The 24,959-nt window shown below is 69.1% G+C and carries 24 protein-coding genes; 17 read left to right on the plus strand and 7 right to left on the minus strand.

All coding sequences use genetic code 11. From position 1 onward, the window contains the following. Positions 1-71: 71 nt before the first annotated feature. A complete protein-coding gene (locus DLM85_RS07135; RefSeq protein WP_111477349.1) occupies positions 72-1,043 on the plus strand; it encodes a helix-turn-helix transcriptional regulator in 972 nt (323 codons plus the stop codon). A gap of 64 nt (positions 1,044-1,107) precedes the next feature. Beyond that, positions 1,108-1,632: a DinB family protein gene (locus DLM85_RS07140; protein WP_111477350.1), complete on the plus strand. Its 525-nt coding sequence runs from the start codon at positions 1,108-1,110 to the stop codon at positions 1,630-1,632. Between the two features lie 177 nt (positions 1,633-1,809). Here DLM85_RS07140 and DLM85_RS07145 read toward each other — a convergent pair whose 3' ends face one another. After that, positions 1,810-2,727 (minus strand): cation diffusion facilitator family transporter, encoded by a 918-nt coding sequence (locus DLM85_RS07145; protein WP_111477351.1) that lies wholly within the window; start codon positions 2,725-2,727, stop codon positions 1,810-1,812. A gap of 123 nt (positions 2,728-2,850) precedes the next feature. After that, positions 2,851-3,675, minus strand: a complete 825-nt coding sequence (locus DLM85_RS07150; protein ID WP_111477352.1) for a hypothetical protein — start codon at positions 3,673-3,675, stop codon at positions 2,851-2,853. A gap of 204 nt (positions 3,676-3,879) precedes the next feature. Between DLM85_RS07150 and DLM85_RS07155 the strand changes: the two genes are divergently transcribed. The 3 genes from DLM85_RS07155 to DLM85_RS07165 all read left to right on the plus strand — a co-directional run bounded on the left by DLM85_RS07155 (position 3,880) and on the right by DLM85_RS07165 (position 5,644). Then, a complete protein-coding gene (locus DLM85_RS07155; RefSeq protein WP_111477353.1) occupies positions 3,880-4,473 on the plus strand; it encodes an RNA polymerase sigma factor in 594 nt (197 codons plus the stop codon). 3 nt (positions 4,474-4,476) lie between these two features. Then, positions 4,477-4,767, plus strand: a complete 291-nt coding sequence (locus tag DLM85_RS07160; protein ID WP_111477354.1) for a hypothetical protein — start codon at positions 4,477-4,479, stop codon at positions 4,765-4,767. A 184-nt stretch (positions 4,768-4,951) separates the two neighbouring features. Beyond that, positions 4,952-5,644, plus strand: a complete 693-nt coding sequence (locus DLM85_RS07165; protein WP_111477529.1) for a ClpP family protease — start codon at positions 4,952-4,954, stop codon at positions 5,642-5,644. A 325-nt stretch (positions 5,645-5,969) separates the two neighbouring features. Here the strand turns inward: DLM85_RS07165 and DLM85_RS07170 are convergent, their stop codons facing one another. Beyond that, the gene (locus tag DLM85_RS07170; RefSeq protein WP_165822041.1) at positions 5,970-6,305 is read right to left on the minus strand and encodes a winged helix-turn-helix transcriptional regulator; all 336 of its coding nucleotides are present in this window, start codon (positions 6,303-6,305) and stop codon (positions 5,970-5,972) included. Between the two features lie 133 nt (positions 6,306-6,438). On the opposite strand from DLM85_RS07170, the gene DLM85_RS07175 reads away from it, so the two are divergent. The 5 genes from DLM85_RS07175 to DLM85_RS07195 all read left to right on the plus strand — a co-directional run bounded on the left by DLM85_RS07175 (position 6,439) and on the right by DLM85_RS07195 (position 13,551). After that, positions 6,439-7,347: an NAD(P)/FAD-dependent oxidoreductase gene (locus tag DLM85_RS07175; protein ID WP_111477356.1), complete on the plus strand. Its 909-nt coding sequence runs from the start codon at positions 6,439-6,441 to the stop codon at positions 7,345-7,347. A gap of 122 nt (positions 7,348-7,469) precedes the next feature. Then, on the plus strand, positions 7,470-8,750 hold the full coding sequence (locus DLM85_RS07180) for a flavin monoamine oxidase family protein (protein WP_111477357.1): 1,281 nt from the start codon (positions 7,470-7,472) through the stop codon (positions 8,748-8,750). Between the two features lie 207 nt (positions 8,751-8,957). Beyond that, positions 8,958-12,059 (plus strand): nidogen-like domain-containing protein, encoded by a 3,102-nt coding sequence (locus tag DLM85_RS07185; RefSeq protein ID WP_111477358.1) that lies wholly within the window; start codon positions 8,958-8,960, stop codon positions 12,057-12,059. Positions 12,060-12,131: 72 nt separating this feature from the next. Beyond that, the gene (locus DLM85_RS07190; protein ID WP_111477359.1) at positions 12,132-12,350 is read left to right on the plus strand and encodes a PID-CTERM protein-sorting domain-containing protein; all 219 of its coding nucleotides are present in this window, start codon (positions 12,132-12,134) and stop codon (positions 12,348-12,350) included. 187 nt (positions 12,351-12,537) lie between these two features. Continuing rightward, on the plus strand, positions 12,538-13,551 hold the full coding sequence (locus DLM85_RS07195; protein ID WP_133256947.1) for a zinc dependent phospholipase C family protein: 1,014 nt from the start codon (positions 12,538-12,540) through the stop codon (positions 13,549-13,551). A gap of 131 nt (positions 13,552-13,682) precedes the next feature. On the opposite strand, the gene DLM85_RS07200 is transcribed toward DLM85_RS07195, so the two are convergent. After that, complete coding sequence (locus DLM85_RS07200; RefSeq protein WP_111477361.1) at positions 13,683-14,327, minus strand: HEAT repeat domain-containing protein; 645 nt, start codon at positions 14,325-14,327, stop codon at positions 13,683-13,685. A 113-nt stretch (positions 14,328-14,440) separates the two neighbouring features. Further along, positions 14,441-15,472, minus strand: coding sequence for an aspartate--ammonia ligase (gene asnA, locus DLM85_RS07205; RefSeq protein ID WP_207890967.1), 1,032 nt, complete (start codon positions 15,470-15,472; stop codon positions 14,441-14,443). Between the two features lie 558 nt (positions 15,473-16,030). Here asnA and DLM85_RS07210 point away from each other — a divergent pair. From DLM85_RS07210 to DLM85_RS07225, 4 genes are all read left to right on the plus strand, one after another. Beyond that, entirely contained in the window at positions 16,031-16,417 is a 387-nt protein-coding gene (locus DLM85_RS07210) for a hypothetical protein (protein WP_111477362.1), read from the plus strand. Between the two features lie 107 nt (positions 16,418-16,524). After that, positions 16,525-18,933: a TonB-dependent receptor gene (locus DLM85_RS07215; protein WP_243635876.1), complete on the plus strand. Its 2,409-nt coding sequence runs from the start codon at positions 16,525-16,527 to the stop codon at positions 18,931-18,933. A gap of 125 nt (positions 18,934-19,058) precedes the next feature. Continuing rightward, complete coding sequence (locus DLM85_RS07220) at positions 19,059-20,621, plus strand: PepSY domain-containing protein (protein ID WP_111477363.1); 1,563 nt, start codon at positions 19,059-19,061, stop codon at positions 20,619-20,621. 21 nt (positions 20,622-20,642) lie between these two features. Further along, positions 20,643-21,080, plus strand: a complete 438-nt coding sequence (locus DLM85_RS07225) for a hypothetical protein (RefSeq protein WP_133256948.1) — start codon at positions 20,643-20,645, stop codon at positions 21,078-21,080. A gap of 73 nt (positions 21,081-21,153) precedes the next feature. On the opposite strand, the gene DLM85_RS07230 is transcribed toward DLM85_RS07225, so the two are convergent. Together DLM85_RS07230 and DLM85_RS07235 are read right to left on the minus strand one after the other, a co-directional pair. Beyond that, the gene (locus DLM85_RS07230; protein ID WP_111477365.1) at positions 21,154-21,903 is read right to left on the minus strand and encodes a superoxide dismutase; all 750 of its coding nucleotides are present in this window, start codon (positions 21,901-21,903) and stop codon (positions 21,154-21,156) included. 75 nt (positions 21,904-21,978) lie between these two features. Beyond that, complete coding sequence (locus tag DLM85_RS07235; RefSeq protein WP_111477366.1) at positions 21,979-22,731, minus strand: PD-(D/E)XK nuclease-like domain-containing protein; 753 nt, start codon at positions 22,729-22,731, stop codon at positions 21,979-21,981. A gap of 227 nt (positions 22,732-22,958) precedes the next feature. Here DLM85_RS07235 and DLM85_RS07240 point away from each other — a divergent pair, with 227 nt between their 5' ends. The 3 genes from DLM85_RS07240 to DLM85_RS07250 all read left to right on the plus strand — a co-directional run bounded on the left by DLM85_RS07240 (position 22,959) and on the right by DLM85_RS07250 (position 24,912). Continuing rightward, positions 22,959-23,534, plus strand: a complete 576-nt coding sequence (locus tag DLM85_RS07240; RefSeq protein WP_111477367.1) for a nucleoside/nucleotide kinase family protein — start codon at positions 22,959-22,961, stop codon at positions 23,532-23,534. A 144-nt stretch (positions 23,535-23,678) separates the two neighbouring features. Next, positions 23,679-24,260 (plus strand): hypothetical protein, encoded by a 582-nt coding sequence (locus DLM85_RS07245; RefSeq protein ID WP_111477368.1) that lies wholly within the window; start codon positions 23,679-23,681, stop codon positions 24,258-24,260. Positions 24,261-24,489: 229 nt separating this feature from the next. After that, positions 24,490-24,912: a globin family protein gene (locus tag DLM85_RS07250; protein WP_111477369.1), complete on the plus strand. Its 423-nt coding sequence runs from the start codon at positions 24,490-24,492 to the stop codon at positions 24,910-24,912. Positions 24,913-24,959: the final 47 nt, after the last annotated feature.

Here is a 24,959-nt window from a genome sequence, read left to right on the forward strand (position 1 = left end):
CGTGCCCCCGATTCGCTCCCATTGAGCAGTTACCGCGCCCGGCAAGCGGCCGACTTACGCTACTTTCGGCCATGAACCGCTTCGACCGCATCACGGCTATGCTCGTACAGCTGCAGGCCCGGCGCGTGGTGAAGGGCCCCGAGCTGGCCGCCCGCCACGGCGTGAGTTTGCGCACCATCTACCGCGACCTGCGCACCCTGGAAGAAGCCGGCGTGCCCATCTGCGGGGAGGCCGGCGTGGGCTATTCGCTGGCCGAAGGCTACCGCCTGCCGCCGGTGATGTTTACCCGCGAGGAAGCCACGGCCCTGCTCACGGCCGAAAAGCTGGCCGCCCAGCTCACCGACGCCCACACGGCCCAGCTCAGCCAGTCGGCCATGGACAAGCTGCGCGCCGTGCTCCGCCGCCCCGACCGCGACTACGTGGAAACGCTCAGCGCCCGCATCCGCGTGTTTGGCGGCCCGCGCCGCCCGGCCGCGCCCGCACCCGCCGCCGGCACCCAGCAGCCCCTGCTCGACGCCATTGCGCGCCAGCGCGTGGTGCGGCTCGACTACCGCGCCGGCCACCAGGGCACGCCCTCCCGCCGCGACGTGGAGCCCATCGGCGTGTACTTCGGGCAGCACTGGCACCTAGTGGCTTTCTGCCGCCTGCGCCAGGAGTTCCGCGATTTTCGCCTCGACCGCATGGCCGCCCTGCAGGTGCTGGATGAGCCTTTCGAGCCGCGCCCCGACACTCTGCAGTCGTACTGGGCGGCGCAGGCCCGGCGGCGCCAGACGCTGGTGGCCGTAGTGCGCTTCGGGCCGCAGGTGCTCGGGCAGGTGCACGACCACAAGCACGCCTTCGGCTGGAAGCAGGAGCAGGCCCCCGATGCCGCCGGCTGGGTGGAAATGACCCTGGTGCCCGGCTGCCTGGAGCATTTCGGCCGCTGGCTGCTGCTCTTCGCCGGGCAGGTGCAGGTGGTGGCACCGGCCGAGCTGCAAACCGGGGTGCAGGCGCTGGCCCGGGCCGCCCACGATTTTTTTTGCGGCCCGGCCGAGCCCTGCTGACATAGGGCTGTCAGTGGGGGCCGCGAAGTTTGGGCTATCAATCACCCCAAACCCCAGTAAGCCCATGGAAACCACCCTGGTAGCCGCCCCCGCCCAAGCCTTTCTCGCCGAGCTGCACGACGAAGTGCCGCAGACCCGCCGCGTGTTCGAGCGCGCCCCGGTGGCGCAGCTCGACTGGCAGCCCCACGCTAAGTCTATGACCCTGGGCCAGCTCCTGCGCCACACCGCCGACGTCCTCGGCTGGATCAAGGACACGCTCGACTCTACCGACCTGGACGTGTCGGTATTTGACAACGCGGCGACCACGCCCATCAGCAGCACCGCCGAGCTGCTGGCGTACCTGGAGGAGCGCGCCGCCGCGGCCACCGCGGGCCTGCAGGCCGCCACGGCCGACGACCTGGAGCAGCTCTGGACCATGCGCAGCGGCGAGCAGGTGCTCGTCAGCCAGTCGCGCGCCTCGGTGGTGCGCCACCTCATCAGCCAGATGATTCACCACCGCGGGCAGCTTACCGTGTACCTGCGCCTGCTCGACGTGCCCGTGCCCGGCCCCTACGGCCCCAGCGCCGACGAGCAGAACTGGCAGGGCTAGAGGCTTAATGCCCTTGGACGGCCAAAAAGCCCGTCATTCCGAGCGCAGCGAAAAATCTCGTGTGTCTAGTCCGGTAGTATTCCTTTTGTGCAGGAAGTTGCTATCCAGCGTCAGCACGCGAGATTCTTCGCCTCGCTCGGAATGACGTTCTGGTTTGCCGGCGGTGCTGGCCGCTTGCTACTGGTGCCAGTCTTCCGGCTCGATATGCACCAGCACGTCGTAGATGGCCGGCAGCTGGGCAATGACGGCGTCCTTCACGGCGTGGGCCACGGCGTGGCCTTCGCGCACGCTGATGTCCCCGTCGACGAGCACGTGCAGGTCGACGAAGTACTCGAAGCCCATCTTGCGCACAATGCACTTTTCGGTGCCGAGCACGCCGGGCACGGTGCGCGCCACCCGGGCCACGTCCTCGGGCCAGGTGCCGGCGGGGGCTTCGTCCATGATTTCGCCCAGGGCCGGCCGGAAGATGTGGTAGGCGTTGAAGACAATGATGAGCGAGGCGCCGATGGCCGCCCAGTCGTCGGCGCTTTCGAAGCCCGGGCCGCCGATGATGGCAATGCTGATGCCCACGAAAGCCGTGAGTGAGGTAATGGCGTCGCTGCGGTGGTGCCAGGCATCGGCCTTCACGGCCCCGCTGCCCACCTCCTCGCCCACCTGGTCGATGTGGCGAAACAGCCATTCCTTGACGATGACCACGCCGCCGAGCACCAGCAGGGTGAAGGGCGAGGGAATCTTGTGCGGCGTCAGGATGTGCCCGATGCTCTGCCACACAATGATGCCCGCGGCCAGCACCAGCGCCCCGGCCACCAGCAGGGAAGCCAGGGGCTCGGCCTTGCCGTGGCCGTAGGGGTGGTTTTCGTCGGGCTCCCGGGCGGCGGCGCGCAGCCCCAGCCACACAAACAGCGAGGTGAAGATGTCGGAGGCCGACTCGATGGCGTCGGCAATGAGGGCGTAGCTGTGGCCCAGCACCCCGGCCGCGCCCTTCACCATGGCCAGCAGCAGATTGGCCCCCACGCCCACCAGGGTACTGCGCTGTCCGCGCTGCACGCGCTCGGCGGTGGGCCGTACGGAAGGACTCGGGCTGGGCTGTGGCATGAAGGGGCGGAAATAATGCGGACGGCCGGGCGGTCAACCCACCCCGGCGCAGCCCGCAAAATTACGTGGGCAAACGGCAACGGCCGCTGATAGGTTCGGCGGGGCCCCGGGCCCGCCGGTTGGCTAGCCGGCCGGCGGGCCCAGCGCCCACTTGGTGCGGGTGTAAGCCACGCGGAAGCCCTGCGTCTCGGCGTTGCGCTGCGACTGGCTGCCGGGCACAGCGCCCATCATGGCCACGGTGCAGCCCTGCGCGGCGGCGTGGCGCAGGCGGGCATCGAGCAGGGCCAGCTGGGCGCCCCGGCGCCGGCCCGCGGGCACGGTGCTGGCCCCGGCCAGCAGGGCCGCGCCGTCATAAATAAACAGGCCGCCGGCGGCAATGGCCGTGCCGTTCAGCTCGGCCAGAAACGGTGCTGCGCCCGCGCTATGGGCGCTGAGCTGCCCGAATTCGAGCATAAAGTCGGCCAGGCCGGGCATTTCGGTGCTCCAGCCGGCGGCGGCCGTCTGCGCCCACAGCAGCTCCTCGCCCGGCCCGATGCGGCGGGTGCTCAGCGCCGTCTCGGGCCGGGCCGCGGGCTGGTAATCGGCGGTCAGCGGACGGTACAGCACGCTGGTGTACTCGATGGGATGGTAGCCGCGCCCGGCCAGCAGGGGCAGCAGGGCGGCATCGGCCAGCGGGCTGATTTCGTGCTGGACCGGGGCGCCGCGCTCCTGAAAAAACGTCTCGATTGCGGCCAGCGCGGCCGCGTCGGCGGGCTCGAACAAACCCAGTCCGAAGGTTTGCGTCAGCGGCGACGCGGGGCCGTCGAACAGCACGTAGGCGCCAGCCACGGTGCGCCAGGCGGCCCCGCTGGCGGGCTGACGCCGGGCCCGCGCTTCCACGAAGGCGGCGTTGCTGCGGGCTTCGGTGCGTTCGAGGCGCTGGGCGAGGGCGTGGTCGGCGTAGAGCATGGCGGGCAGTGGCTGGCGGCGTAAAATAACGGTAGCCGGGGGTTTTCTTCGCCGGTGCTGCTCCTGCTGCCCCGAGGCCGGCGCGCCCCCGCCGGCCAGGAAACCCCAGCGGCGGAGCTGCCGGGGCCGGCGCCCAAACTTTTTTGCCGGCGCGGCGGTGATACCTGCGCGTTCTGCCGATTAATCAGTACATCACCCGCCGCTATGACTACCGACCTGCTTCCGCCCCCGGCCCTCCCCGCCGACCGCGCCGCGGCCCTGCGCGCCGAGCTGCTGGCCGACCGCCCCGGCACGCTCACCCGCCTTTACCGGCGCACGTTTCCGATGGTGGAGCGCCACGTGCGGCGCCACGGCGGCTCGGGCCAAGACGCGCAGGACGTGTTTCAGGACGCGCTCATCGTGCTCTACGAAAAGGCCGTGGCCGGCACGCTCACCCTCACGGCCGCGCCGAGCACTTTCCTCGTGGCCATCAGCCGCAACCTGTGGCGGCGCGAGCGGCAACGCCGCCAGCAGCTGCCCTACACCGAGCTGAGCCCCGCCCAGGCCGAGGAGCTGCCCGACGCCGAAGCGCCGGCGGAAACCGCCTCGGTGCTCGATTACCTGGCCCGGCTCGGCGAGCGGTGCCAGAGCATTCTGCTCTCCTTCTACTACCATCGTCAGCCGCTGGAGCAGATTGCCACGGCCCACGATTACGGCAGCGTGCGCTCGGCCACGGTGCAGAAATTCAAGTGCCTGGAGCGCCTGCGCCAGGCCGTGCGCACCGCCCGGGCCGACACCGCCGACCTGCTAGCCCGCTAAGCCATGCGCTCCGAACTCACCCGTCTGCAGCGCATCGAGCAGCATCTGCTCGGCCCCGCGCCCACCGCCGAAGCCGCCGCGGCCTGGCAGCTGGAGCGCCTGCTCGACCCCGCGCTGGCCGCCGATGCCGCCGCCCAGCAGCAGCTTTACCAGGGCCTGCAGCGGGCCGGCCGCCGACAGCTGCGCCAGGAGCTGCAGGCCATTCACCGCCAGCTCTACGGCCCCCCGCCCGGCGGCTGGCTGCGCGCCGCCGCGGGGGAGCTGCGCGCCCTGCTGCGGCGCTTCCGCCGCTGAGGCGGGTCGGGCTTAGCGGCCTTGCTTCCGTGTTTTTTCACCCGTAGCGGCGGCCTCACGCCCGCCGCCGGGCCGCGCTTTGCCCATTTCTTTCTCTTCCGCTACGGCGGCTGACCAATATTCAGCCGCCCACGGCGCCCTGGTGCCCCGCCGAAAAACGAAAAACCAACAACAAAAAACCACCATGCACGCATCCACCGAATTTCGCCGCTTTGCCGTCGGCCACCAGGGCCTGAGCGGCTTGCGCGTCGACCAGTACCTGCACCACGCCGCCGGCCTCGCGCGGCCCTACCTCGAGAGCATGACGCGCTCCGTCATCGAGGAGCGGCCCACGCGCTTCGCCGAAATCGACGTGTTTTCGCGCCTGATTATGGACCGCATCGTGTTCCTGGGTCAGGCCGTCGACGACAACATTGCCAACATCATCATCGCGCAGTTTCTGTTCCTGGAATCCGTCGACGCGCAGAAGGACATCCTGCTCTACATCAACTCGCCCGGCGGCTCCGTCTACGCCGGCCTGGGCATGTTCGACACCATGCAGTACATCCGCCCCGACGTGGCCACCATCTGCACCGGGCTGGCGGCCAGCATGGGCGCCTTTCTGCTGTGCGGCGGGGCGCTGGGCAAACGCTCGGCCCTGCCCCACGCCCGCGTGATGATTCACCAGCCCTCGGGCGGCGTACAGGGCCCTTCGGCCGATATCGAAATAACCGCCCGTGAGGTGGTAAAGCTGCGCCAGGAGCTCTACAGCATCTACGCCGAGCGCACGGGCAAAACCGTCCAGCAAATCCACGACGACTCCGACCGGGACTACTGGCTGCGCGCCGACGAAGCCAAAGCCTACGGCCTCATCGACGAAGTGCTGGCCAGGGAGTGAGGCCGAGTTTAGGAGCTGCGTGGGAGGGTTGAGTTTAGGAGTTGTATGTGGCACGTCATCCGGAGCGCAGCTAACCGCAGGTCGGCGCAGCCAAGGACCTTCCCCGCACCCCGCACCACCGCTGCCGACGAAGCGCAAACGCGTTATTGGTGACGTCAGTAACGCCGAAGCGCAGCCACCACGCCCGGACGACAGGGCGTTGGTGGCTGCGCTTTTCGGTTGGTGCAAGGTGCGAGGAAGGTCTTTCGGCTGCGCCGTACGCCAGACGAAGGCTGACCGTTCCTCTACAACCCCTAAACTCTTACCCTCTTAAACTCATAAACGCCTAAACCTCCGTCGTCAGATGCTGGCGGTGGGTTTCGCCGAAGCGGCGCAGCTCCTGCAGCAGCGGCAGCACCGTGCGGCCGTGCGCGGTGAGGCCGTAGCGCGTGATGACGGGGCGCGAGGGCACCACTTCGCGGTGCACCAGGCCGTTCAGCTCCAGCGCGTGCAGGTGCTCGGCCAGGGCCTTGGGCGTGATGCAGTCGAGGTGGGCTTCCAGCTCGGAAAAGCGCAGCGGCTGCCCGCACAGGCAGTGAATGATGGGCATGCGCCAGCGGCCGCACACGACGGCCAGCGCGTCCCAGATCGGGCGCAGCTCCTGGGGATTGAGGGTCGACATCGGGCTATACAACGGGAAAGTAGCTCTCCAAAACACCAGCGCGCGGCGGGGCGGCCGGCAGTAGGTTTGTAAAGCCGGCTGCCAGCCGAAAAGTTTGCTTGCGGCCGACAATCCACCCTTTTCCCTCCGCTCCATGTCCCCCGATTCATCCTACGACGTGCTCATCATCGGCGGCAGCTACGCCGGGCTGAGCGCGGCCCTGGTGCTGGGCCGCTCCCTGCGCCGCGTGCTGGTGCTCGACGCCGGCCGCCCCTGCAACCGCCAGACGCCCCACGCCCACGGCTTCCTCACCCGCGACGGCACGCCGCCCGCCGAGCTGGCGGCCCTGGCCCGGGCCCAGCTGGCGGCCTACCCCAGCGTGCAGCTGCGGGCCGCCACCGCCGTCCGCGCCACGGCCGAAGCCGGCGGCTTCCGCGTCGACACGGCCGCGGGACCGGCCTACGCGGCGCGCAAGCTGCTGCTGGCCACCGGCCTGCACGACGAGCTGCCGCCCGTGCCGGGCCTGGCCGAGTGCTGGGGAATTTCGGTGCTGCACTGCCCCTACTGCCACGGCTACGAGGTGCACGGCCAGCCGCTGGCCGTGCTCGGCAACGGCGACGCGGGCTTCGAGTTTGCCCGCCTCCTTCACCACTGGAGCCCCGATCTGCGCCTGCTCACCAACGGCCCCGGCACGCTCAGCGCCGAGCAGGCGGCCCACCTCGCGGCCCGCGGCGTGGCCGTCATCGAAGAGCCGCTGCAGGCCGTGGAGCACCAGGCCGGGCAGCTGCACCACCTGCGGCTGGCCGGCGGCGCCCGGCTGCCGCTCCGGGCCCTGTTTGCCCGGGTGCCGTTCCGCCAAGCCTCGGAGCTGGGCGCCCAGCTGGGCCTGGCGCTGACCCCGACCGGCCTGCTCGCCGCCGACGAGTTCGGGCGCACCGCGGTGCCGGGCCTGTACGTGGCCGGCGACAATTCCTCGCCGATGCGGCAGCTGGCCGCCGCCGTGGCCAACGGCAGCAAAGCCGCGGCGTTTATCAACCACGAGCTGATTGCGGCCGATTTTTAGCCGCCCCGGTCCCTGCGCCGGTTTTTCGGCCGCGCCCGGCGGGTATATCCCGCCGGGCGTTGTTGCGTAAGTCAGGGCAGCCGGGCGCGTGTTGCTCCAGCCCCGGCCGAATACCCTGTCTTATGTCGGATTCCTCCCTGCTTGTTATCGGCGCGGGCGTGGCGGGCCTGCTGGCCGCCCGCGACCTGGCCCGCGCCGGCCGGCGCGTCACCGTGCTCGAAGCCCGCGACCGGGTGGGCGGGCGCATCTACCCCATCAGCGGCGGCGGCTTCTCGGCCCCGGTGGAAGGCGGCGCCGAGTTCATCCACGGCGACGCGCCTCTGACCCGGGCCCTGCTGCGCGAAGCCGGCGGGACCTGGCACGACACGGCGGGCCGGAATTACCAGGTGCAGGGCGGACAGCTGCGCGAGGCCGAGGCGTTCATCACCGAAATGCCCCGCCTGCTGCAGGCCCTGCAGGCCGTGGCGCACGACCTGCCGCTGGCCGACTTTCTCCACCAGTACTTCGGCGGGGCCGGCAACGCCGAGCTGCGCCGGCAGGTCACGCAGTTTGCCGAGGGCTTCGACCTGGCCGACCTGCGCCGGGCCAGCACCCTCGCCCTGCGCGAGGAGTGGGCCGGCGGCGGGGCCGAGGACTCGCCGCGGCCCGCCGGCGGCTACGCCCGGCTGCTGGCGCTGCTCACGCGGCAGTGCGCCGCCGCGGGCGTGACGGTGCGCTGCCACGCGCCCGTGCACACGGTGCGCTGGCAGGACGGGCACGTGCGCTGCGAGGGGCCGGGCGGCGTTTTCGAGGCCCGGCAGGCGCTGATAACCGTGCCCCTGGGCGTGCTGCAGGCCCCGCCCGAGGCGCCGGGCGCGCTGCGCTTCGATCCGGAGCTGCCAGGGTTGCGCGCGGCCGTGGCGGCGCTGGGCATGGGCGCGGTGGTGAAAATCCTGTTGGAATTCGACGCCGCGTTCTGGGCCGCGCCCGACGCGCCCCGGCCCGCGCCCGACCTGGGCTTCCTCTTCGCCGAGGCCGCCATTCCGACGTGGTGGAGCCAGCAGCCCGACCCGCGCCCCCTGCTCACCGGCTGGCTGGGCGGCCCGGCGGCCAGCGCCGCCACCCCGCCCGATATGCTGCTCACGCAGGCGCTGGCGTCGCTGGCCGGCATCTTCGGGGTGCCGGAGGCCGAGGTGCGCCGCCGCCTGCGCGCCCACCGCGTGCTCGACTGGGGTGCCGACCCGTGGGCCCGCGGCGCCTACACCTACCCCACCGTGGGCGGCGCCGCGGCCCGGCAGGTGCTGGCCACGCCGGTGGCCGACACGTTGTTTTTCGCGGGCGAAGCCTTGTACGAAGGGGCGGCGGGCGGCACCGTGGAAGCCGCCCTGGCCAGTGCCGTGGCCGTGGTGCCGCAGCTGCAGTAGGGCGGCCAGCGTCGACAACCGGCCGCTTTACTCCCGCGTGACGGCGTGGTGCCGCATATGCAGCAGGGCGGCCCGCTGCCCGGCCGGCCGCGGGCGTTGGGAAAAGAAGTTTGTGAGACTCACATAATAATGTGAGAAAACTCCAATATTTGGATAAGGCCAATATTTTCGTGCCGACATCCAGTTTCTCACCCTTCTTCCCTAGCTATGACCGCACCACTTCCCCGCTTATCCTTTGCCCTTGTGCCGGCGGTCCTGCTGGCCTGGGCTGGCCAGCAGGCCCAGGCCCAAACCAGCCAGCCCCCGGTGCGCCCTGCCAATGCCTGGTCGCCGAGCTTCGACGACCCCACCTACGCCACGCGCAAGCAGCGCCGGGCGGCGGGCCGCCTGCAGGCCCAGCCCCAGCCGCCGCGCCCGGCGGCCAAAGCCGGCGGCGTGCCGGCGGCCATCACCCTGCCGGCCTGCTTCGAGCCGCTGGATACCACCGCGGCCGGCGGCTGGCAGCACTTCCCCCGCGTCGACGGCTTCGACGACTCCTTCATCGGGCCGATTCCGCTGGGCTTCAGCTTTTCGCTCTACGGCAGCGTGTACAACGAGGTGTACGTCAACTCCAACGGCAACATCACCTTCGGCCAGGGCTTCACCTCGTTTACGGCCACGGGCTTTCCCACGGGCGTGCCCATGGTGGCCCCGTTCTGGGCCGACGTGGACGTGGAAATGAGCGACACCACGGCCCAGCACACCAGCGGCAACATCTTCTTCAAGAAGTTCCCGGATAAGTTCGTGGTGACCTGGAACCGGGTAGCCTACTTCGCCCGGCACTCCGACAAGAAAAACACCTTCCAGCTGGTCATCAAGGCCAACACGGCCCCGGGCTTCAGCGGCGACGACGTGTTCTTCTCCTACGGCGACATGCAGTGGACCACCGGCGACGCGGACAGCGGCCAGGGCGGGTTCGGGTTCGGCTTCGGGGGGGTGCCCGCCACGGTGGGCGTCAACAAGGGCGACGGCACCAACTTCATCCAGGTGGGCCGCTTCAGCAAGGACGACGGCTCGCACCCCAACAACCAGGACGAGAGCGGGGTGCACTGGCTCGACAACCAGTGCTTCTCCTTCAAGGTAGGCTCGGTCTCGACCAACGCCCAGCCGACGGCCGCGGGTCTGCCGGCCGGCAACACCATTACCCTGAGCCTGGGCCAGACGCGCAACCTGGCCCTGCAGTTCCTGGGCCCCGAAACGGGCCAAACGGTGACGGTGGCCACCACCACCAACGGCCTCTGCAACACCAGCGTCGTCAACGATGGGCAGCCCAACCCGACGGTGAACCTGAGCATCACCGGCGCGGCCTGCAACGTGGGCACGCACACCATCAGCCTGCTGGCCACCGACAACGGTACGCCCGTGGCCTCGCGGCAGTTTGACCTGACGGTGGTGGTGCTGGCCAGCAACCAGTGGACCGGCGCGGTGAGCACCGTGTACACCGACCCGGCCAACTGGAGCGCGGGCACCGTGCCCACGGCCGCCGACGACGTGGTCATTCCGAGCGGGGTGCCGCGCATGCCGGTGCTCAGCACCACGGCCGCGGTAAACAACCTCACCATTGCCAGCGGGGCCAACCTGACGGTGGCCGCGGGCGGCGTGTTTACGCTGGGCGGCAACCTGAGCAACAACGGCCTGCTGCTGGGCGCAGGCACCCTGCAAACCAACGGCGCGGCGTCCCAGACCTTCAGCGGCACGGGCAGCAGCAGCCTTTACCGCGCCACCATCGGCGCGGCGGGCGCGGTGCTCAACCAGCCCCTGGCCCTCGACCAGCTGCTCACGCTCAACGGCAGCCTGACCTCCAACGGCAACCTGACGCTGCTCTCCCGCCTCGACGGCTCGGAAACGGCCATGGTGGTGAACAACGGCGCGGCCGCGGTCAGCGGCAACGTGACCGTGCAGCGCTTCATCGGCCCGACGACCAGCCCGCAGATGGGCTACCGCCACCTCGCGGCCCCGGTCACCAATACCACCCTGGCCGACATGGCCATCGGCGGGGGCGGCTTCAGCCCGGTGGTGAACCCGGCTTATAACTCGGCCTCCAACCCTGGCCTGGTGACGCCCTTCCCGAACGTGTTTGGCTACGACGAAACGCGCGTAACCAGCGGCGCGGCCGTGGCAGACTTCGACCGGGGCTGGGTGTCGCCGGTGACCAATACCATGTTCCCGACCTTCGGCTTCACCGTGAACATGATGGGCCGGCAGATCATGGACTTCGTGGGCACGCTGGGCAACGGCACTTACAACCGCGTCAACCTGACCCGCGGCGCGGGCAGCCAGGCCGGCTGGCACCTGCTGGGCAACCCCTACCCCGCCCCCCTGGACTTCACCCAGCTCACCCGCACGGGCCTCGACAACGCGGTGTACGTGTTCCGCTCGAGCGGGCAGTACGCGGGCTCCTACGCCAGCTACGTCAACGGCGTGCCGGCCAACGGCGGCTCGAACATCCTGCCGATGGGCCAGGCCTTCTTTGTGCGCACCACGGCGCCGGGTACCCCGGGCACCATTGCCTTCAGCAACGCCGCCCGCCTGACCACTTACCAGAACCCGGCCCTGCAGCGCACCGCCGCCGAAACGCGCCCGCTGCTGCGCCTGACGCTGGCCAATGCCGCCGGCTCGGCGTCGGATGAAACGGCCGTGTACTTCGAGCAGGGCGCTACCGCCGGCTTCGACGCGCAGTACGACGCCTACCGCCTCGGCAACGGCAACGTGGTGCAACTCGGCGCCCTGGCCGGCGCCTCGGAGCTGTCGATCAGCGGCATGCCGGCGCTGGGCGCGGCCCCGGTGACGGTGCCCCTGCTGGTGCGCGTGGCCCGGACGGCTACCTACACCCTGCAGGCCGGGCAGCTCCTCAACCTGCCTCCGGGCTGGACGGCTACCCTGCGCGACGCGCTGACCGGCGCCGCCACCGACCTGCAGCAGCAGCCGAGCTACAGCTGCACCATTGCCGCTAACGAGGCCCCGGGCCGCTTCTCGGTGGAGTTTGCCCCCCGCGTGACCTCGGCCGGTCAGGCGCAGCTGGCCGCTACGGTGTCGGTGTACCCGAACCCGGCCCACGGCACGGTGTATCTGGGCCTGCCCGCCAGCTCGCAGCCGGTGACGGTGCGCGTGCTGAACGCGCTGGGCCAGCAGGTGCGCACGCAGCAGGTGCCGGCCACCGGCCGCGGCACGGCCGTGGCCCTGCCGCTGACGGGTCTGGCCAAGGGCGTGTACTCGGTGCGCGTGGCCCTGCCCGGTGGCACCGTCACCAAGCGCCTGGTTGTCGAATAACGAATTCTTTTCCTTTCTAACTCTCACGCGGCGCCGCCTGCTCCTGGGGCACCGCCTCCTTCACCCGCTTTCATGACTGCTTTGCTGAACACCCTGCGCGCCGCCCTGGCCGTTGCCGCCCTGCTGCTGGCCAGCCCGCTTACTTCCCTGCACGCCCAGACGCCCGGCTCGGGTGGCCCCGAGCCGGGCACCCCCGCCGAGCCCACGGCCGTCCCCATCGACGGCGGAGCCTCGCTGTTGCTGGCCGGCGGCGCTACTTACGCCCTCAACCGCCTGCGCAAGCGCCGCTAAGCGCCCGCGGCAGCCGCTGAGCGGCACCGCGACTCAGTCCGAGCCCGCCGTGGTCCTGCCGCGGCGGGCTCGTGTTTTTGGGGTACCGGCCGGCGGGCGGGCTTTTTCTTTAGGCGAGTTTTTGCACAAGGGCGGCAAACCGCTGACCTTTGCTGCCTTGACCGTTCTCAACCTCCCACGTTTCGCCATGTTTTCAATTCGTCGCCGCGCCGTGCTGGCTGCCGCCGCACTGGTCGCCGTTCCCTCGCTGCTGATGGCCTGGGGCAACTGGGGCCACCAGCGCGTGAACCGCGCCGCCGTGCTGGCCCTGCCCGCGCCCATGCGCACGTTCTTCTACAACCACATCGACTTTGTGGTGACCGAGTCCGTCATTCCCGATTCGCGCAAGTACGTGCTCAACGACCGGGCCGAGGGGCCGCGCCACTACGTGGACCTGGAAAACTACGGCGACGACCTGAACGCCATTCCGCGCGCCGCCGCCGATGCCTACGCCAAATACGACGCGGCCCTGCTCGACAAGGAAGGCCGCCTGCCCTGGTACATCCAGGACATGCTGGTGAAGCTGACGGCGGCCATGAAAAAGCAGCACAAGGACGAAATCCTCTTCGTAGCCGCCGACCTGGGCCACTACCTCGGCGACGCCACCCAGCCCCTGCACACCTCCGCCAACCACGACGGGCAGAAAACCGGCCAGAAGGGCGTGCACGCCTTCTACGAGTCGCAGATGGTGGAGCAGTTCGGCCCCAGCTACAACTTCAAGCTGGCCGAGCCCAAGTTCATCCAGGACCCGACGGCCGAAGTCTGGCGCATCGTGCTGCAGGCCCACGCCGCCGCCGACACGCTGCTGGCCGTGGAAAAACAGCTGGCCGCCGCCACCCCCGCCGACCAGGTCATCGAGGCCAGCAACGGGCAGCCGCGCAAAAACATCTTCAACAGCTCGTACCGCACCCAGGCCTACACGGCCGCCGTCCACCAGAAGCTGAACCGCATGGTGGAGCGCCAGCTGCGCACCGCCGCCCAGGCCACGGCCAACTTCTGGTACACCGCCTGGGTGAATGCCGGCAAGCCCGACCTGACCAAGCTCGACACGAACTACACCACCAAGAGCAACGAGAAAAACCTGAAGGCCGAGCTGAAAATGCTCGAAAAGGGCAAGCTGGTGGATTTCTCCTCGTTCCGGGAGTTTCCGCAGGGCCAGTAGCCTGTCGTCCTGCTAAGAATCAAAAAGCCCGGTCGCATTAGCTTGCGGCCGGGCTTTTGCGTGCATAGCCAGACTTGCTGTAGCACAGCGGAATTTCCGATGCTGCTGTGCAGCTTGATTGTACGACCAGATTACCGCTCCATCAGCAGCTTTAATAGGAAACCGCCCCATTCTTGGTAATTTGGATTCGGGTGCCGGCTAAAATACTCAGCTACCGGCAACAAGCGGACGTAGATGGGCTCGAAGTCACCCCCCGGAAGGCTTCCCCAAGGCCGTAGTGGCGTCAGGTCCATCACCTCCCCCAGAGCCGTGAACCGCACGCCTTCGTCTTCATCATCGAGCCGGCGCAGCAGAGCCGGCAACGCTACTTCGGTGGCTACGTGCATCTGATGGTTGCGGGCCAGGGCACCAGTCGCCATTTTGCGCATTCTCACGTTCGGGTCCTCCGTAGCGGCCAGCAGCTGGGGCAGGGCTGTTTCGCCCGTGATGTTCAGGGCCCAGAGGGCGCGGTCGGTTACCGTTCCGTTGGCGTCGAGCAGCCGCTCCATCAGCAGGGGCACCAGCCGGGTTGCATCGGCGCGCAGCTGCTCCGGGTAGCGGCGCACCAAAGCCGTCAGCGCGAAGAAGCGGATGTGCTCGTGCGCATCCGCAATGCGGTTGGTCAGCGGCTGAAAAAAAGCGGGGCGGGCTTCGTGCTCGGCCAGGTAGCGCACGGCCCGCAGCCGCTCTGCGTCGTCGGCGCTGCTCAGGCCGGCTTGAATTTCGTCATCCTGCATAGGGTATAATTCCCTTTGCAAGTACGCCCGTTCCGGCCGAAAAACGCACGGGCCGGCTCCCGCTAAAGGAACCGGCCCGTTCTGGGGTCAAACCGTACTTGCCTCAGCCGCGCCTACAGCAGCTCCACGCCCGAGCCCGCCAGCTCCGCGCGCACGGCTTCGGGCCAGATGCTCACCTGCACTTCGCCGATGTGGGTCTTGCGCAGCATAAACATCGTCACCCGCGACTGGCCGATGCCGCCGCCGATGCTTTCGGGCAGCCCGCCGTCGAGCAGCAGCTTGTGGAAGGCCAGCTCGGCGCGCGCGGGGCAGCCGCGCACTTCCAGCTGCCGGCGCAGGGCCGTCTTATCGACGCGGATGCCCATCGACGACACCTCAAAGGCCGCCTGCAGGCCGGGGTGCCAGAGCAGGATGTCGCCGTTGAGGCCGCGGCGGCCGGCGTCGGTTTCGGTGCTCCAGTCGTCGTAGTCGGGGGCGCGCCCGTCGTGGATTTCGCCGTGGCTCAGCTCGCCGCCGATGCCGATGATAAACACCGCGCCGTACGCGCGGGCGGCTTCGGTCTCGCGCTGCTTCACTGTCAGCCCGGGGTAGCGCAGCAGCAGCTCCTCGGCGTGGATGAAGGTAATCTGCTCGGGCAGAATGGGCTGGATGTCGCCGTACTCCTCGGCCACGCGCAGCTCGGTGGTGCGCAGCGCGTCGTAGATTCTGGTCACCGTTTCCCGCAGCAACGGGATGGTGCGCTGCTCGGGCAGGATGTGCTTTTCCCAGTCCCACTGGTCCACGTAGATCGAGTGAATGGGCGAGTAGTCCTCGTCGGGGCGCAGGGCGCGCATGTCGGTGAGGATGCCGCGGCCGGCCGGGATGCCCAGTTGCCTCAGGCGCAGGCGCTTCCACTTGGCCAGGGAGTGCACCACTACGGCCTTTTGCTCGTCGAGGGCCTTGATGGGAAACGAGACGGGGCGCTCAACGCCGTTCAAATCGTCGTTGATGCCGGTGCCGTCGAGCACGGCAATGGGCGAGGATACTTTGGTGAGCTGCAGCTGCCGGGCCAGCTCCTTGGCGAAGGTGTCCTTCACAAAGCTGATGGCTTCTTCGGTTTTGAGCAGCTCAGCGGGGCTCAGAACTTGGGTGGGGGCCGTTTCCATGATTAACGTGCGTTTTGGAAGTATGAGAAAGTGTTTCTGGGTTTAGGATTTTGCCAAGTATTGGCAAGGCTGCGCCCGGCCGAAAAAACTCGTTGTTTTTTCGGTGCCACGAACCTTGAAATGCGCGCGTAAGGGCGAAAAAAAAGCCTTCCGAGAAACGGAAGGCCTACAAAATCAACAGTTGATTAGGAGTCTGCCAATCAGACCAATAGCCTTCCATCTCGGAACAGATTATTGTTCCGATTCTGATTATTGAGGCTGTTGGCGAACTGACGCATGAGGGTGCTTGGGGGGCGTTTCGAGGGCTAAAATAGAAACCGATTCTTACGCCGCAAAAAATTTGCACAAATAATTTTTCCGCGGCGGCCGGTTTCTCGCGTACGCGTGGGACCTATCGTTACGCAGCCGGGCCCGCCGGGGTTGGGGGTTGGGCCGCCGGGTTTGGCGCTTGGGCGCGGAGGCTGTTCCTTTGCAGCCGATTGCCCTCCGGCGGCAGCTTGGCGGTGCTCCCGCGCTCCGCCAAGACTTAGCCCGCCCCTTCTTTCCCCGTCGCCGCGCATGCGCCAGGCCATTGCCATTCTGCTCCTCTGCTCGCTTTCGGTGCACTGCGCCGGGCGCCTGGGCATTGTGGCCAGCTGGTGGCTGCAGCGCGACTACGTGGCGCGGGTGCTGTGCATCAACCGCGACAAGCCCCGGCTGCGCTGCAACGGCAAGTGCCACCTGCGCAAGGAGCTGAAAGCCGCCGACGCCCGCGAGGCCAAGCAGCAACCGGGCAGCCACCGGCAGGCCTTCCAGGACATCGTGCTGGCCTGCCCGGCCCCGGCCGCGCTGCTGCCCGCCGCCCCGGCCTGGTTTGCCGAGGCCCCGCCCCGCTACGCCGCCCTGCGCGTGGCGGCCTACGCCTGGGCCCGCCCCGGGCCCGATTACCCGCCCGCGGAGGGCTGATTGCGTCCCGTTTCTTCCCGGAAATCGGCGGACCACCGCGGTCCGGCGCGGCGCCGTTCGTGGCGCCCGGCGCCGGCGTTGGCCTGCCCCAATCAGCCTATTCACCCGTGAAACCCATATTTCCCTTGCTGCTCGTGGCCCTTGGCGGGGGCCCGGCGGCCTGGGCGCAGCAGCCCGTCTGCGCCGGCCGCGTCTTCGATGCCGCCACCAAAGAACCGCTCATCGGCGCCACCGTGCGCACCCCGGACGGGGCCACCGGCGCCGTCACCGATGCCAGCGGACAGTTTTCCCTTCCTATCGCGTCCCCCGCGCTGGTGGTTTCGGCCGTGGGCTACCAGCCGCAGACGGTGACGGCCGGCAGTAGCGCCCCGCTGCGCGTGGCACTACTGCCGGCCGTGCAGGATTTGCAGCCGGTGGTGGTGACGGCCTCGCGCGAGGCCCAGCTGCGCACCGACGCGCCGGTGGCCATCAGCAAGCTCGCCTCGAGCGTGATTCAGGACACCAAGCCCACGTTGCTGGCCGAGCTGGTGAACAAGGTGCCGGGCGTGGTGATGCTCAACTACGGCAACGAGCAGCACGCCATGAGCATCCGCCAGCCCATGGGCACGGCGGCCTATTTTCTGTACCTGGAAGACGGCATTCCGCTGCGGCCCATGGGCGTGTTCAACCACAACGCGCTGCTGGAAACCAACCCACTGGCCATCAGCTCCATCGAGGTGGTGAAGGGGCCGGCTTCGTCGCTATACGGGCCCGAGGCCGTGGGCGGGGCCCTCAACGTGCTCACCAAGCGGCCCACCAGCGTGCCCACGGCCAGCGTGGGCGTGCAGGGCGACCAGTACGGCTACCGCCGCGTGCAGGCCGCCGGCGGGGGCATGATCAGCGCGAAGCTCGGGGCCTACGCGAGCGGCTACGTGGCCCGGCAGCGCAACAGCTGGCTGGCGTCGTCGGACTACGACAAGGCCGCGCTGAACGCCCGGGTGGAGTACGCCCCCGGCCCGCGGCTGCGGCTGACGGCGGCCGGCGCGGTGAACGACTACGACTCGCAGACCAGCAGCGCGGTGGACAGCGCGGCCTACTACCGCCGCGAGTATTCTTCGACCTCCGACTTCACCTACCGCCAGGCCTACGCCCTGCGGGCCCGCCTCACGGCTGAGCAGCAGTGGACGCAACGGCAGTCGACCAGCCTGACGGGCTATTTCCGCGATAATGCGCTGGGCCAGAACCCGAGCTACGGCATCCGCTGGAACCCCACCGCTTCGGCCACCAACGACCCCACCAAAGCCCGCGGCGAGGTGAACGTGAGCCGCTTCCGCAGCTACGGCCTGCTGGCCCAGCACAGCGTGCGGTGGCAGTGGCTGGACTCGCGCCTGCTGGCCGGCACCAGCCTCGACTACTCCCCCACCCGCTACGAGGCGCACCAGCTCGACCTGGCGGCCCGGCTACGGCCCGGCGGCCGGTCGGTGGAGCAGTATGCCGTGGTGGCCGAGCGGCCCGACCTGCCCCTGGCCGACTACGCCACCGACCTCGTCAGCTCGGCCGTGTACGCCCAACTCGACGTGCACCCGCTGCGCCGCCTGCAGCTCACCCTGGGCGGGCGTTTCGACCGCCTGTCGTTCGACTACCGCAACCGCCTGGACCAGTCCCGGGGCACGAAGGCCTACCAGCAGGCCACGCCCAAAATCGGGCTGACCTACGACCTGGGCCGCGGCCGCGGCCTCTACGCCAACTACTCGCGGGGCTTCGCACCGCCCGGCCTGACGGCCATCTTCCGCAAGCGCCCCGGCACCGGCGTGACGACGGGCGGGGTGAGCGTGCCGGCTGATTTTTACTACAACCTGACGCCGGCCCGCTTCCGCAACCGCGAGGTGGGCGGCTGGGCCGCGCTGCTGAGTGGCAAGGTGTACGTCGACGTGGCCCTCTACCAGCTCGACGGGCGCAACGAGCTGCTGAGCATCCGCCAGCCCGACGGCTCGACCGACTACCAGAGCGCGGGCAAAACCCTGCACCGCGGCGTGGAGTACGGCCTAACCTGGAAGCCCACGGCGGAGCTGTTGTTCCGCGTGGGCGGCACCAACGCGGTGCACCGCTTCGAGCAGTTCGTGCTGAGCACCAATGCCAACGACGCGGTGCAGAACGTGAACGGCCGCGACATGCCCCAGGCCCCGCGCTGGGTGGCCAACGCCGAGCTGACGTACAAGCCTACGTGGCTGCCGGGCCTGCGCGCCGCCGTGGAGTACCAGCGCATCGGCCCCTGGTACCAAGATCAGGTGCAGCGCGTACGCTACGACGACCGGACGCTGTTCGGGGCCCGCGGCGTGAGTTTGCTCAACGCCCGCGCGGGCTACAGCTGGCGCGAAACGGCGGAGGTGTTCGTGAACGTGCTGAACGTGACCGACGAGCTGTACGCCAACGCCGCCACCCGCGGCAACGCTCGCCCCGACCGCACCACCTACACCCCCGGCGCCCCGCGCACGGTGTCCCTGGGCGTGCAATACAATTTTGTTGGTAAAAAATAGCGTGTAGCGCGGCGGGCTCCAGCCCGCGTCCGCCCGAACGATTGTCGTGGGACGACCGTCGTTTGGACGATAGAACCACTATCTGAGGGACGCGGGCTGACGCCCGCGCTACGCCGTTCATCCCTATGCAAATCCTCGAACAACCCGCGCCGGCCCGTGGCGGCATCCGCCGGGCCGTGCAGCGCCATATGTACCGCTGGCACCGCATCATCGGCCTCATCACCGTGCTGCCCGTTATCTGCTGGACGCTCAGCGGGCTGCTGCACCCGCTGATGAGCAACTGGCTGCGGCCCAGCATTGCCCGCGAAGCCCTGCCGCCGCTGCCCGCCCCGCGCCCGGCCCGGCCGCTAACGCAGGTGCTGCGGCAACACCACCTGCCGCAGCTGCGCAACGTGCGCCTGGTGCGCTGGCAGGGGCAGCCGGCCTACCAGCTGCTCATCGACGGGCCCACGGCCCGGCCGCGCTACTTCAGCGCCAGCACCGGGGCCGCCCTGCCCGCCGATGCCGACCGCCGGTACGCCGAGCAGCTGGCCCGCTACTTCGCCCAGGATTCCACGGCCGGCATCCGCGAGGCCACGCGCCTGACCCGCTTCGACGCCGAGTATAAGTTTGTGAACCGCCTGCTGCCGGTGTGGCGCATCACCTTCGGGCGGCCCGACGGGCTGACGGTGTACGTGGAAACCATGCCTGCCCGGCTGGCCACGTTCAACAACACGACCCGCGCCGCCTTCATCCGCTCGTTCGACGCGCTGCACAGCTGGGGCTGGGTGGAGTGGCTCAGCGGCAGCCCCGCCGTGCGCGTGCTGCTGATGCTGGCTTTGCTGAGCGTCATCATCGGCTCGGCGGTGAGCGGGCTGGTGATTTACGGTTTTATGTGGGGCCGCTTCCGGAAGCCGCGCAACGCGGCCGATAAGGTGGGCGGGCTGAAAAAGTACCACCGCGCCGTGGGCCTGGCCGTGGCCCTGGTCACGCTCACCTTCGCCGGCAGCGGAGCCTTTCACGTGTACCTCAAGCGGCACCCCGACCAGCGGCTGCGCTACCAGCACGCCCCCATCCTGGCCGCCGACCGCCTCGTGGTCGACCTCACCCGGCTGCCCCTCGACTGGGCGCGGGTGCAGAACGTGGCCCTGGCTGAATTCGACGGTGAGCTGTACTACCAGGTATTTGAGCTGCCCGCCGAGGCTGCTGACCACGCAAGCGGCAAGCCCGCCGGGGCCAGCACCGGCCAGCCGGTAGAGGCCGTGCGCGCCGTACCCATCAGCTACTACTACGCCAGCACCGGCCGGCTGCTGCCCGGCGGCGCCGAGCGGCACGCCCGCTTTCTGGCCACGCGCTTCTACCAGCAGGCCGCCGGCCCCTACGCCCCTACCCCCGCCATCGGGCAAACCGAGCTGGTCGACCATTTCGAGGGCGAGTACGGCTTCATCAACAAGCGCCTGCCGGTGGTGAAGGTGGCCCTGCGTACCCCCAGCAACACCACGCTGTACGTGGAGCCCGCCACCGGCCGCCTCGCCGCCCGCGTCGACAACCTGGACCGCTACGAGGGGCTGAGCTTCGCCTTTCTGCACAAGTACCACGCCGTGGGCCGCCTGGGCAAAAACGTGCGCGACGCCGTTACCATGCTGGCCGCCGCCGGCGTGCTGGCCGTGTCTTTGCTGGGGTTGTGGTTGTTTGTGAAAGTGAAATAGCCCGCCTTGCCAGTTCTACCCATGAGGCGTTTTTTACTGCCCGGCAGCCTGGCCTTGCTGCTGGCCTGCCAATCGACCCCGGAACAGAGCCCCACCGGCGGCCCGGCGCCGGAAAACACCCGCGCGGCCGTGCTGCAGCACCACGATGCCCTGATGGCCCGCCTGAACGGCCTCGTGCAGGAGCAGCTCCGCTCAAAAGGCCAGCTCAAGACCCTGGCCCGCGACACCGCGCCGGAAGCCCTGCGGCGCCCCGAGGCCCGGCGGCTGCGCCGTCTCCTCGGCGGCCTGCGCGCGGCCGAGGAGGCCATGATGACGTGGATGCACCAGTACCAGGAGCCCGACACCGCCCGGCTGACGGCGCACCAGTACGAGGATTTCTGGGCCACCGAAGCCGAGGAGCTGCGCGCCCTCGACCGGTTGATGAGCCAGGCCCTGGACTCGGCCCGGACGGTGCGTTGAGCCCGGCCCGCCAAACGCGGAGAGCCGCTTCCTGCGCAGGAAGCGGCTCTTCGCGTTTAAGCAACAAACCGAATTAGCCTTTCAGGGCCGCGTCGTAGCGCTTGCCGGCTTCCGACCAGTTCACCACGTTCCAGAAGGCGGCCACGTAGTCGGGGCGCTTGTTCTGGTATTTGAGGTAGTAGGCGTGCTCCCACACGTCGAGGCCGATGAGTGGGGTACCGCGCTGAATGCCGGCCACGTCCATCAGCGGGTTGTCCTGGTTGGGGGTGCTGGTAATGGCCAGCTTGCCGGCCTTGGCGTCGTGAATCAGCCAGGCCCAGCCCGAGCCGAAGCGGCCGGTGGCGGCTTTGGTGAATTCCTCCTTGAACTTGTCGAACGAGCCGAAGTCCTTGGCAATGGCCGCGGCCAGGGCGCCCGCGGGCTGCCCGCCGCCCTTGGCGGCCAGCAGCTGCCAGAAAAACGAGTGATTCCAGTGGCCGCCGGCGTTGTTGCGGATGGCGTCGGGCTGCTTGCCGGCCGAGGCCAGCAGCTGGGCCAGGCTCATCTTTTCCTCCGGCTTGCCCGCCACGGCCTCGTTCAGCTTCGAGACGTAGGTTTTGTGGTGGGCGTCGTGGTGAATTTCCATGGTGCGCGCGTCGATGTGCGGCTCCATGGCGTTGTTGGGGTAAGGCAGCGGCGGCAGGGTGAAGGGGCCGTCGGCCATGGGCATAGCGCGGGCCTCGCGCAGCAGCTTTTCCTCGTGGGCCGCGGCCAGCACGGCCGGGCTGATGACGGCGCCGACCACGGCCAGCAGGCTGTTTTTCAGAAAATCTCGCTTCAGCATGGCGGTGAGATAGAGAGATGGTGAAATGGTGAGTGTGCCGGGGCAAATACGGCAGAAAACCCGAATTGCCGGGTTTTACCCGGCTGGCGCGGGTGCCGGGTCGTCTTCCTGCTCGGGCGGGGTATGGCCCAGGTCGAGCACCACGTCGCGCACGGCCGGGTCGAGGTAGCCGGGCAGTTTGCCCGGGTCGAGCAGGCGCAGGAGGCGCAGGTACTTGGCGCGGCCCTCGGCCAGCATGTGCGGCGGCACTTCGTACACGAACAGGTGGTGCGGGGGCTGCTTCTGCACGCCCACCAGCAAAAACCGGTCGGCATGGAGCGCATCGAGGTAAAAGGCGGCCTGCCGGTCGTAGTCGTAGCCCGAGCACTGGGCCACGAAATGCTCGTAGTCGCGGGCCAGCGTGGTTTTGAAGTCGACCACGGTGTAGGGCTGCCCGGGCACGTCCACCACCAGATCGGCCCGCAGCTTGCACATGGTGTTGGTCAGGGGCTCGGTAAACACGCAGCTGGGTTCGGCCACGCCCTGGTCGAGCAGGTCGCGCAGGTCGTCGCGCATGCGCACGCCCTCCACCAGCCACCACACCAGGGTGTCGTTGACGGCCGGGTAGCTGGGCACGTACTGGTCGGGCTCGAGCAGGGCCGTGTGAAAGGCCGTGCCGAAGCTCAGGGCCGAGGAAGCGCTGGATTCGCGCCGCGGGCGGCCGTTCAGCGCGTCGCGCAGCCGGGAGAGGTCCGAGTTGGCAATGGCGGGCAGGGCGCGGTAGTCGTCGTAGGAAAGGCGCAGCAGATCGGGGCGGCGCCAGGGAGCAGGCGGGGTGGTGTCGGACATAGCGTAGCGCAATGTACTACGGCGGCAGTGGCCGGGTTGTTGAGGGCCGGGCCGGGCGCGGCTCCGGTTTGTGCGAAAGCCGCAACTTTGCTGCGTTGTTTGCCGAAAAATTGGTCTGACCCGCGGGCGTACCGCTGCCCGACGGGTCGTTCAACGATAGTGGTCCTACGACTTTGGCTCCGCTGACCTGCGGTTGGCGTCGTAGCACCACTTCAGCCTCCCCTCCCATGATTCACCTGATTGGCCTGGCCGGCCGCCGCGGCAGCGGCAAAGACACCGTCGCCCACCTCGTGCAGCAGCTGCAGCCGGCGCGCGAGTGGCAGATTCGCTCCTTCGGCGACGCTATCAAGGGCGTGTGCGCGGTGCTGGCGGGCGAATCGACGGCGCCCTACTACACCCAGCCGGGCAAGGCCGAACGGATTCCGACCTACGACCTGACGCGCGGCGAGCTGCTGCAGCAGGTGGGCGCGGCCCTGCGCGCCTGGCGCGGGCCGGTGTGGATTGAGGCCCTACTGGCCAATTTGCCCACCGACCACCCCGTCATCGTGGCCGACCTGCGCTTCCCCGACGAGGCCGACACGCTGCGCGCCCGCGGCGGGCTGATCTGGCGGGTGGAGGGCGACCCGCTGCGCCAGCGCGGCGACGGTACCCGCGACGACAACCACCCCTCCGAAACCGCCCTCGACGCCTACCCGCACTACGACGCGGTGCTACGCAACGACGGCACCCCGGCCGACCTGCGGGCGCAGGTGGCCCGGCTGCTGCGCGCGGCCGGCGAACAGGTGCTGGCCGGCCAGGGCTGAAAACGCCGCGCTGGCCAGCCCTACGTTGCAGCCCGACAGCTCGCGCCTTGGCCGGCCCGGCGTTGCGCAGCCCTGGTCGGGGTGCCCTGCGTATAGAGGAGCTGGCGGGCCGGGGCACACCACCACCCGGCCCGCCGGCCTCCCATGAAAAAGCTGCTGTCTTTTCTGCCGCTGCTGCTCACCGGCTGCGGCGACTGCGAGGACGTTCACCTCACGCCGGAGGAGCGGGCGTGGTTTGCCGACTACCAGCAGGGCACCACGCTGACGTTTCGCAGCAACCGCGGCGCCACCAATACCCTCACGGTGCAGCCCCGCCAGGAATGGTACGAAAACAAGCCGTGCAACAAGCTGGAATCCGGGCCCTACCATTTCATTTTCAGCCAGGTGGTGCTGCGCCCCGCCAGCGCCTACGACGAAAAGCACCGGGACTTTGTGCTCAACATCCGCAAAACCCACCCCGAGCGGCCCGGCCTGCTCACCTTCAGCGCCGCCGGCCTCGACGGCACCACCGACGCGCTGCCGGGCAAGCCCACGGCCACGCTGCAGCAGCAGGTCTGCACGCTGAGCAGCGGCAAGACCTACCCGGCGGCCTACGTATTCCGGCAGGGCCAAAACGCCACCAACTACGGCAACGGCCGCATGCAGGCCTTTTACTGGGACAAAACCGACGGGCTGATCCGCTACGAGCTGGCCGACGGCGAAATATTTGACCTAGCGGCCCGCTAAGCCGTATCTTAGAGCTGAATGGCCTACTCCACCCGAGAGGCCTGACCGCGGCGCCGCCTCGCCTGCGCGCCGCTCTACCCCAGCTTGCCCGCCGCCCCAAACCGCCGGCGCGGGCGCGGGGTCCGGATTCTGCCGCGGCACTGCCGGCCGCGGCCGCCGACGCCCCGCCACCGCCCGGGCGCCGTTCTTGCCTGCCGTCGTTTGCCGGATTTCCGTTCCTGATTCAGGTATGTCCCTTTCCGCTCCTGCCTCCCCGGCCGAAGCCGCCGTGCACCTGCCGGCCTTCGTGCGCGACTTTCACCACCAGCTCGGCACCGATACGCTGCTGGCCCCGCTGTTTCCGACCGCCCACCGCCCGCTAACGGCGGAGGAATACCAGTTCTGGCGGGGCGTGCTCAGCGGCACTTGCTACCAGGGCCGCCCGTTTCCCCGGCGGCAGGCGCCCGCGCACCTGCTGGCCGTGTACGAGCGGTGGCAGCTGCTGCTCGGCGCCACGCTGTATTCGCACCTGCCCCGCACCCAGGCCGCCGAGGCCCTGGCCCACGCCTCCAACGTGGCCGTACTGCTGCAGCACCTGGCCCTGGGCCGCCCGGCGCCCCCCGCGCCCGCGGCCTCACGCCCCCGCTTCCCCGCCACCCGGCACTGGATCTGAAGCCGGCTGTTTTCGCCTGCCTGAAAGCCCCCGGCCCGGGCGTTTCT

It is taken from the genome of Hymenobacter edaphi, from assembly GCF_003258365.1.
Taxonomy (GTDB): Bacteria; Bacteroidota; Bacteroidia; order Cytophagales; family Hymenobacteraceae; genus Solirubrum; species Solirubrum edaphi.

Coding starts and splice junctions, on each gene's coding strand:
- DLM85_RS07160 (WP_111477354.1), top strand. CDS start 4,477: ATGCGCTCCGAACTCACCCGTCTGCAGCGCATCGAGCAGCATCTGCTC.
- DLM85_RS07155 (WP_111477353.1), top strand. CDS start 3,880: ATGACTACCGACCTGCTTCCGCCCCCGGCCCTCCCCGCCGACCGCGCC.
- DLM85_RS07230 (WP_111477365.1), bottom strand. CDS start 21,903: ATGCTGAAGCGAGATTTTCTGAAAAACAGCCTGCTGGCCGTGGTCGGC.
- DLM85_RS07170 (WP_165822041.1), bottom strand. CDS start 6,305: ATGTCGACCCTCAATCCCCAGGAGCTGCGCCCGATCTGGGACGCGCTG.
- DLM85_RS07210 (WP_111477362.1), top strand. CDS start 16,031: ATGCGCCAGGCCATTGCCATTCTGCTCCTCTGCTCGCTTTCGGTGCAC.
- DLM85_RS07235 (WP_111477366.1), bottom strand. CDS start 22,731: ATGTCCGACACCACCCCGCCTGCTCCCTGGCGCCGCCCCGATCTGCTG.
- DLM85_RS07135 (WP_111477349.1), top strand. CDS start 72: ATGAACCGCTTCGACCGCATCACGGCTATGCTCGTACAGCTGCAGGCC.
- DLM85_RS07250 (WP_111477369.1), top strand. CDS start 24,490: ATGTCCCTTTCCGCTCCTGCCTCCCCGGCCGAAGCCGCCGTGCACCTG.
- DLM85_RS07180 (WP_111477357.1), top strand. CDS start 7,470: ATGTCGGATTCCTCCCTGCTTGTTATCGGCGCGGGCGTGGCGGGCCTG.
- DLM85_RS07145 (WP_111477351.1), bottom strand. CDS start 2,727: ATGCCACAGCCCAGCCCGAGTCCTTCCGTACGGCCCACCGCCGAGCGC.
- asnA (WP_207890967.1), bottom strand. CDS start 15,472: ATGGAAACGGCCCCCACCCAAGTTCTGAGCCCCGCTGAGCTGCTCAAA.
- DLM85_RS07165 (WP_111477529.1), top strand. CDS start 4,952: ATGCACGCATCCACCGAATTTCGCCGCTTTGCCGTCGGCCACCAGGGC.
- DLM85_RS07185 (WP_111477358.1), top strand. CDS start 8,958: ATGACCGCACCACTTCCCCGCTTATCCTTTGCCCTTGTGCCGGCGGTC.
- DLM85_RS07175 (WP_111477356.1), top strand. CDS start 6,439: ATGTCCCCCGATTCATCCTACGACGTGCTCATCATCGGCGGCAGCTAC.
- DLM85_RS07225 (WP_133256948.1), top strand. CDS start 20,643: ATGAGGCGTTTTTTACTGCCCGGCAGCCTGGCCTTGCTGCTGGCCTGC.
- DLM85_RS07140 (WP_111477350.1), top strand. CDS start 1,108: ATGGAAACCACCCTGGTAGCCGCCCCCGCCCAAGCCTTTCTCGCCGAG.
- DLM85_RS07245 (WP_111477368.1), top strand. CDS start 23,679: ATGAAAAAGCTGCTGTCTTTTCTGCCGCTGCTGCTCACCGGCTGCGGC.
- DLM85_RS07220 (WP_111477363.1), top strand. CDS start 19,059: ATGCAAATCCTCGAACAACCCGCGCCGGCCCGTGGCGGCATCCGCCGG.
- DLM85_RS07195 (WP_133256947.1), top strand. CDS start 12,538: ATGTTTTCAATTCGTCGCCGCGCCGTGCTGGCTGCCGCCGCACTGGTC.
- DLM85_RS07150 (WP_111477352.1), bottom strand. CDS start 3,675: ATGCTCTACGCCGACCACGCCCTCGCCCAGCGCCTCGAACGCACCGAA.
- DLM85_RS07190 (WP_111477359.1), top strand. CDS start 12,132: ATGACTGCTTTGCTGAACACCCTGCGCGCCGCCCTGGCCGTTGCCGCC.
- DLM85_RS07200 (WP_111477361.1), bottom strand. CDS start 14,327: ATGCAGGATGACGAAATTCAAGCCGGCCTGAGCAGCGCCGACGACGCA.
- DLM85_RS07240 (WP_111477367.1), top strand. CDS start 22,959: ATGATTCACCTGATTGGCCTGGCCGGCCGCCGCGGCAGCGGCAAAGAC.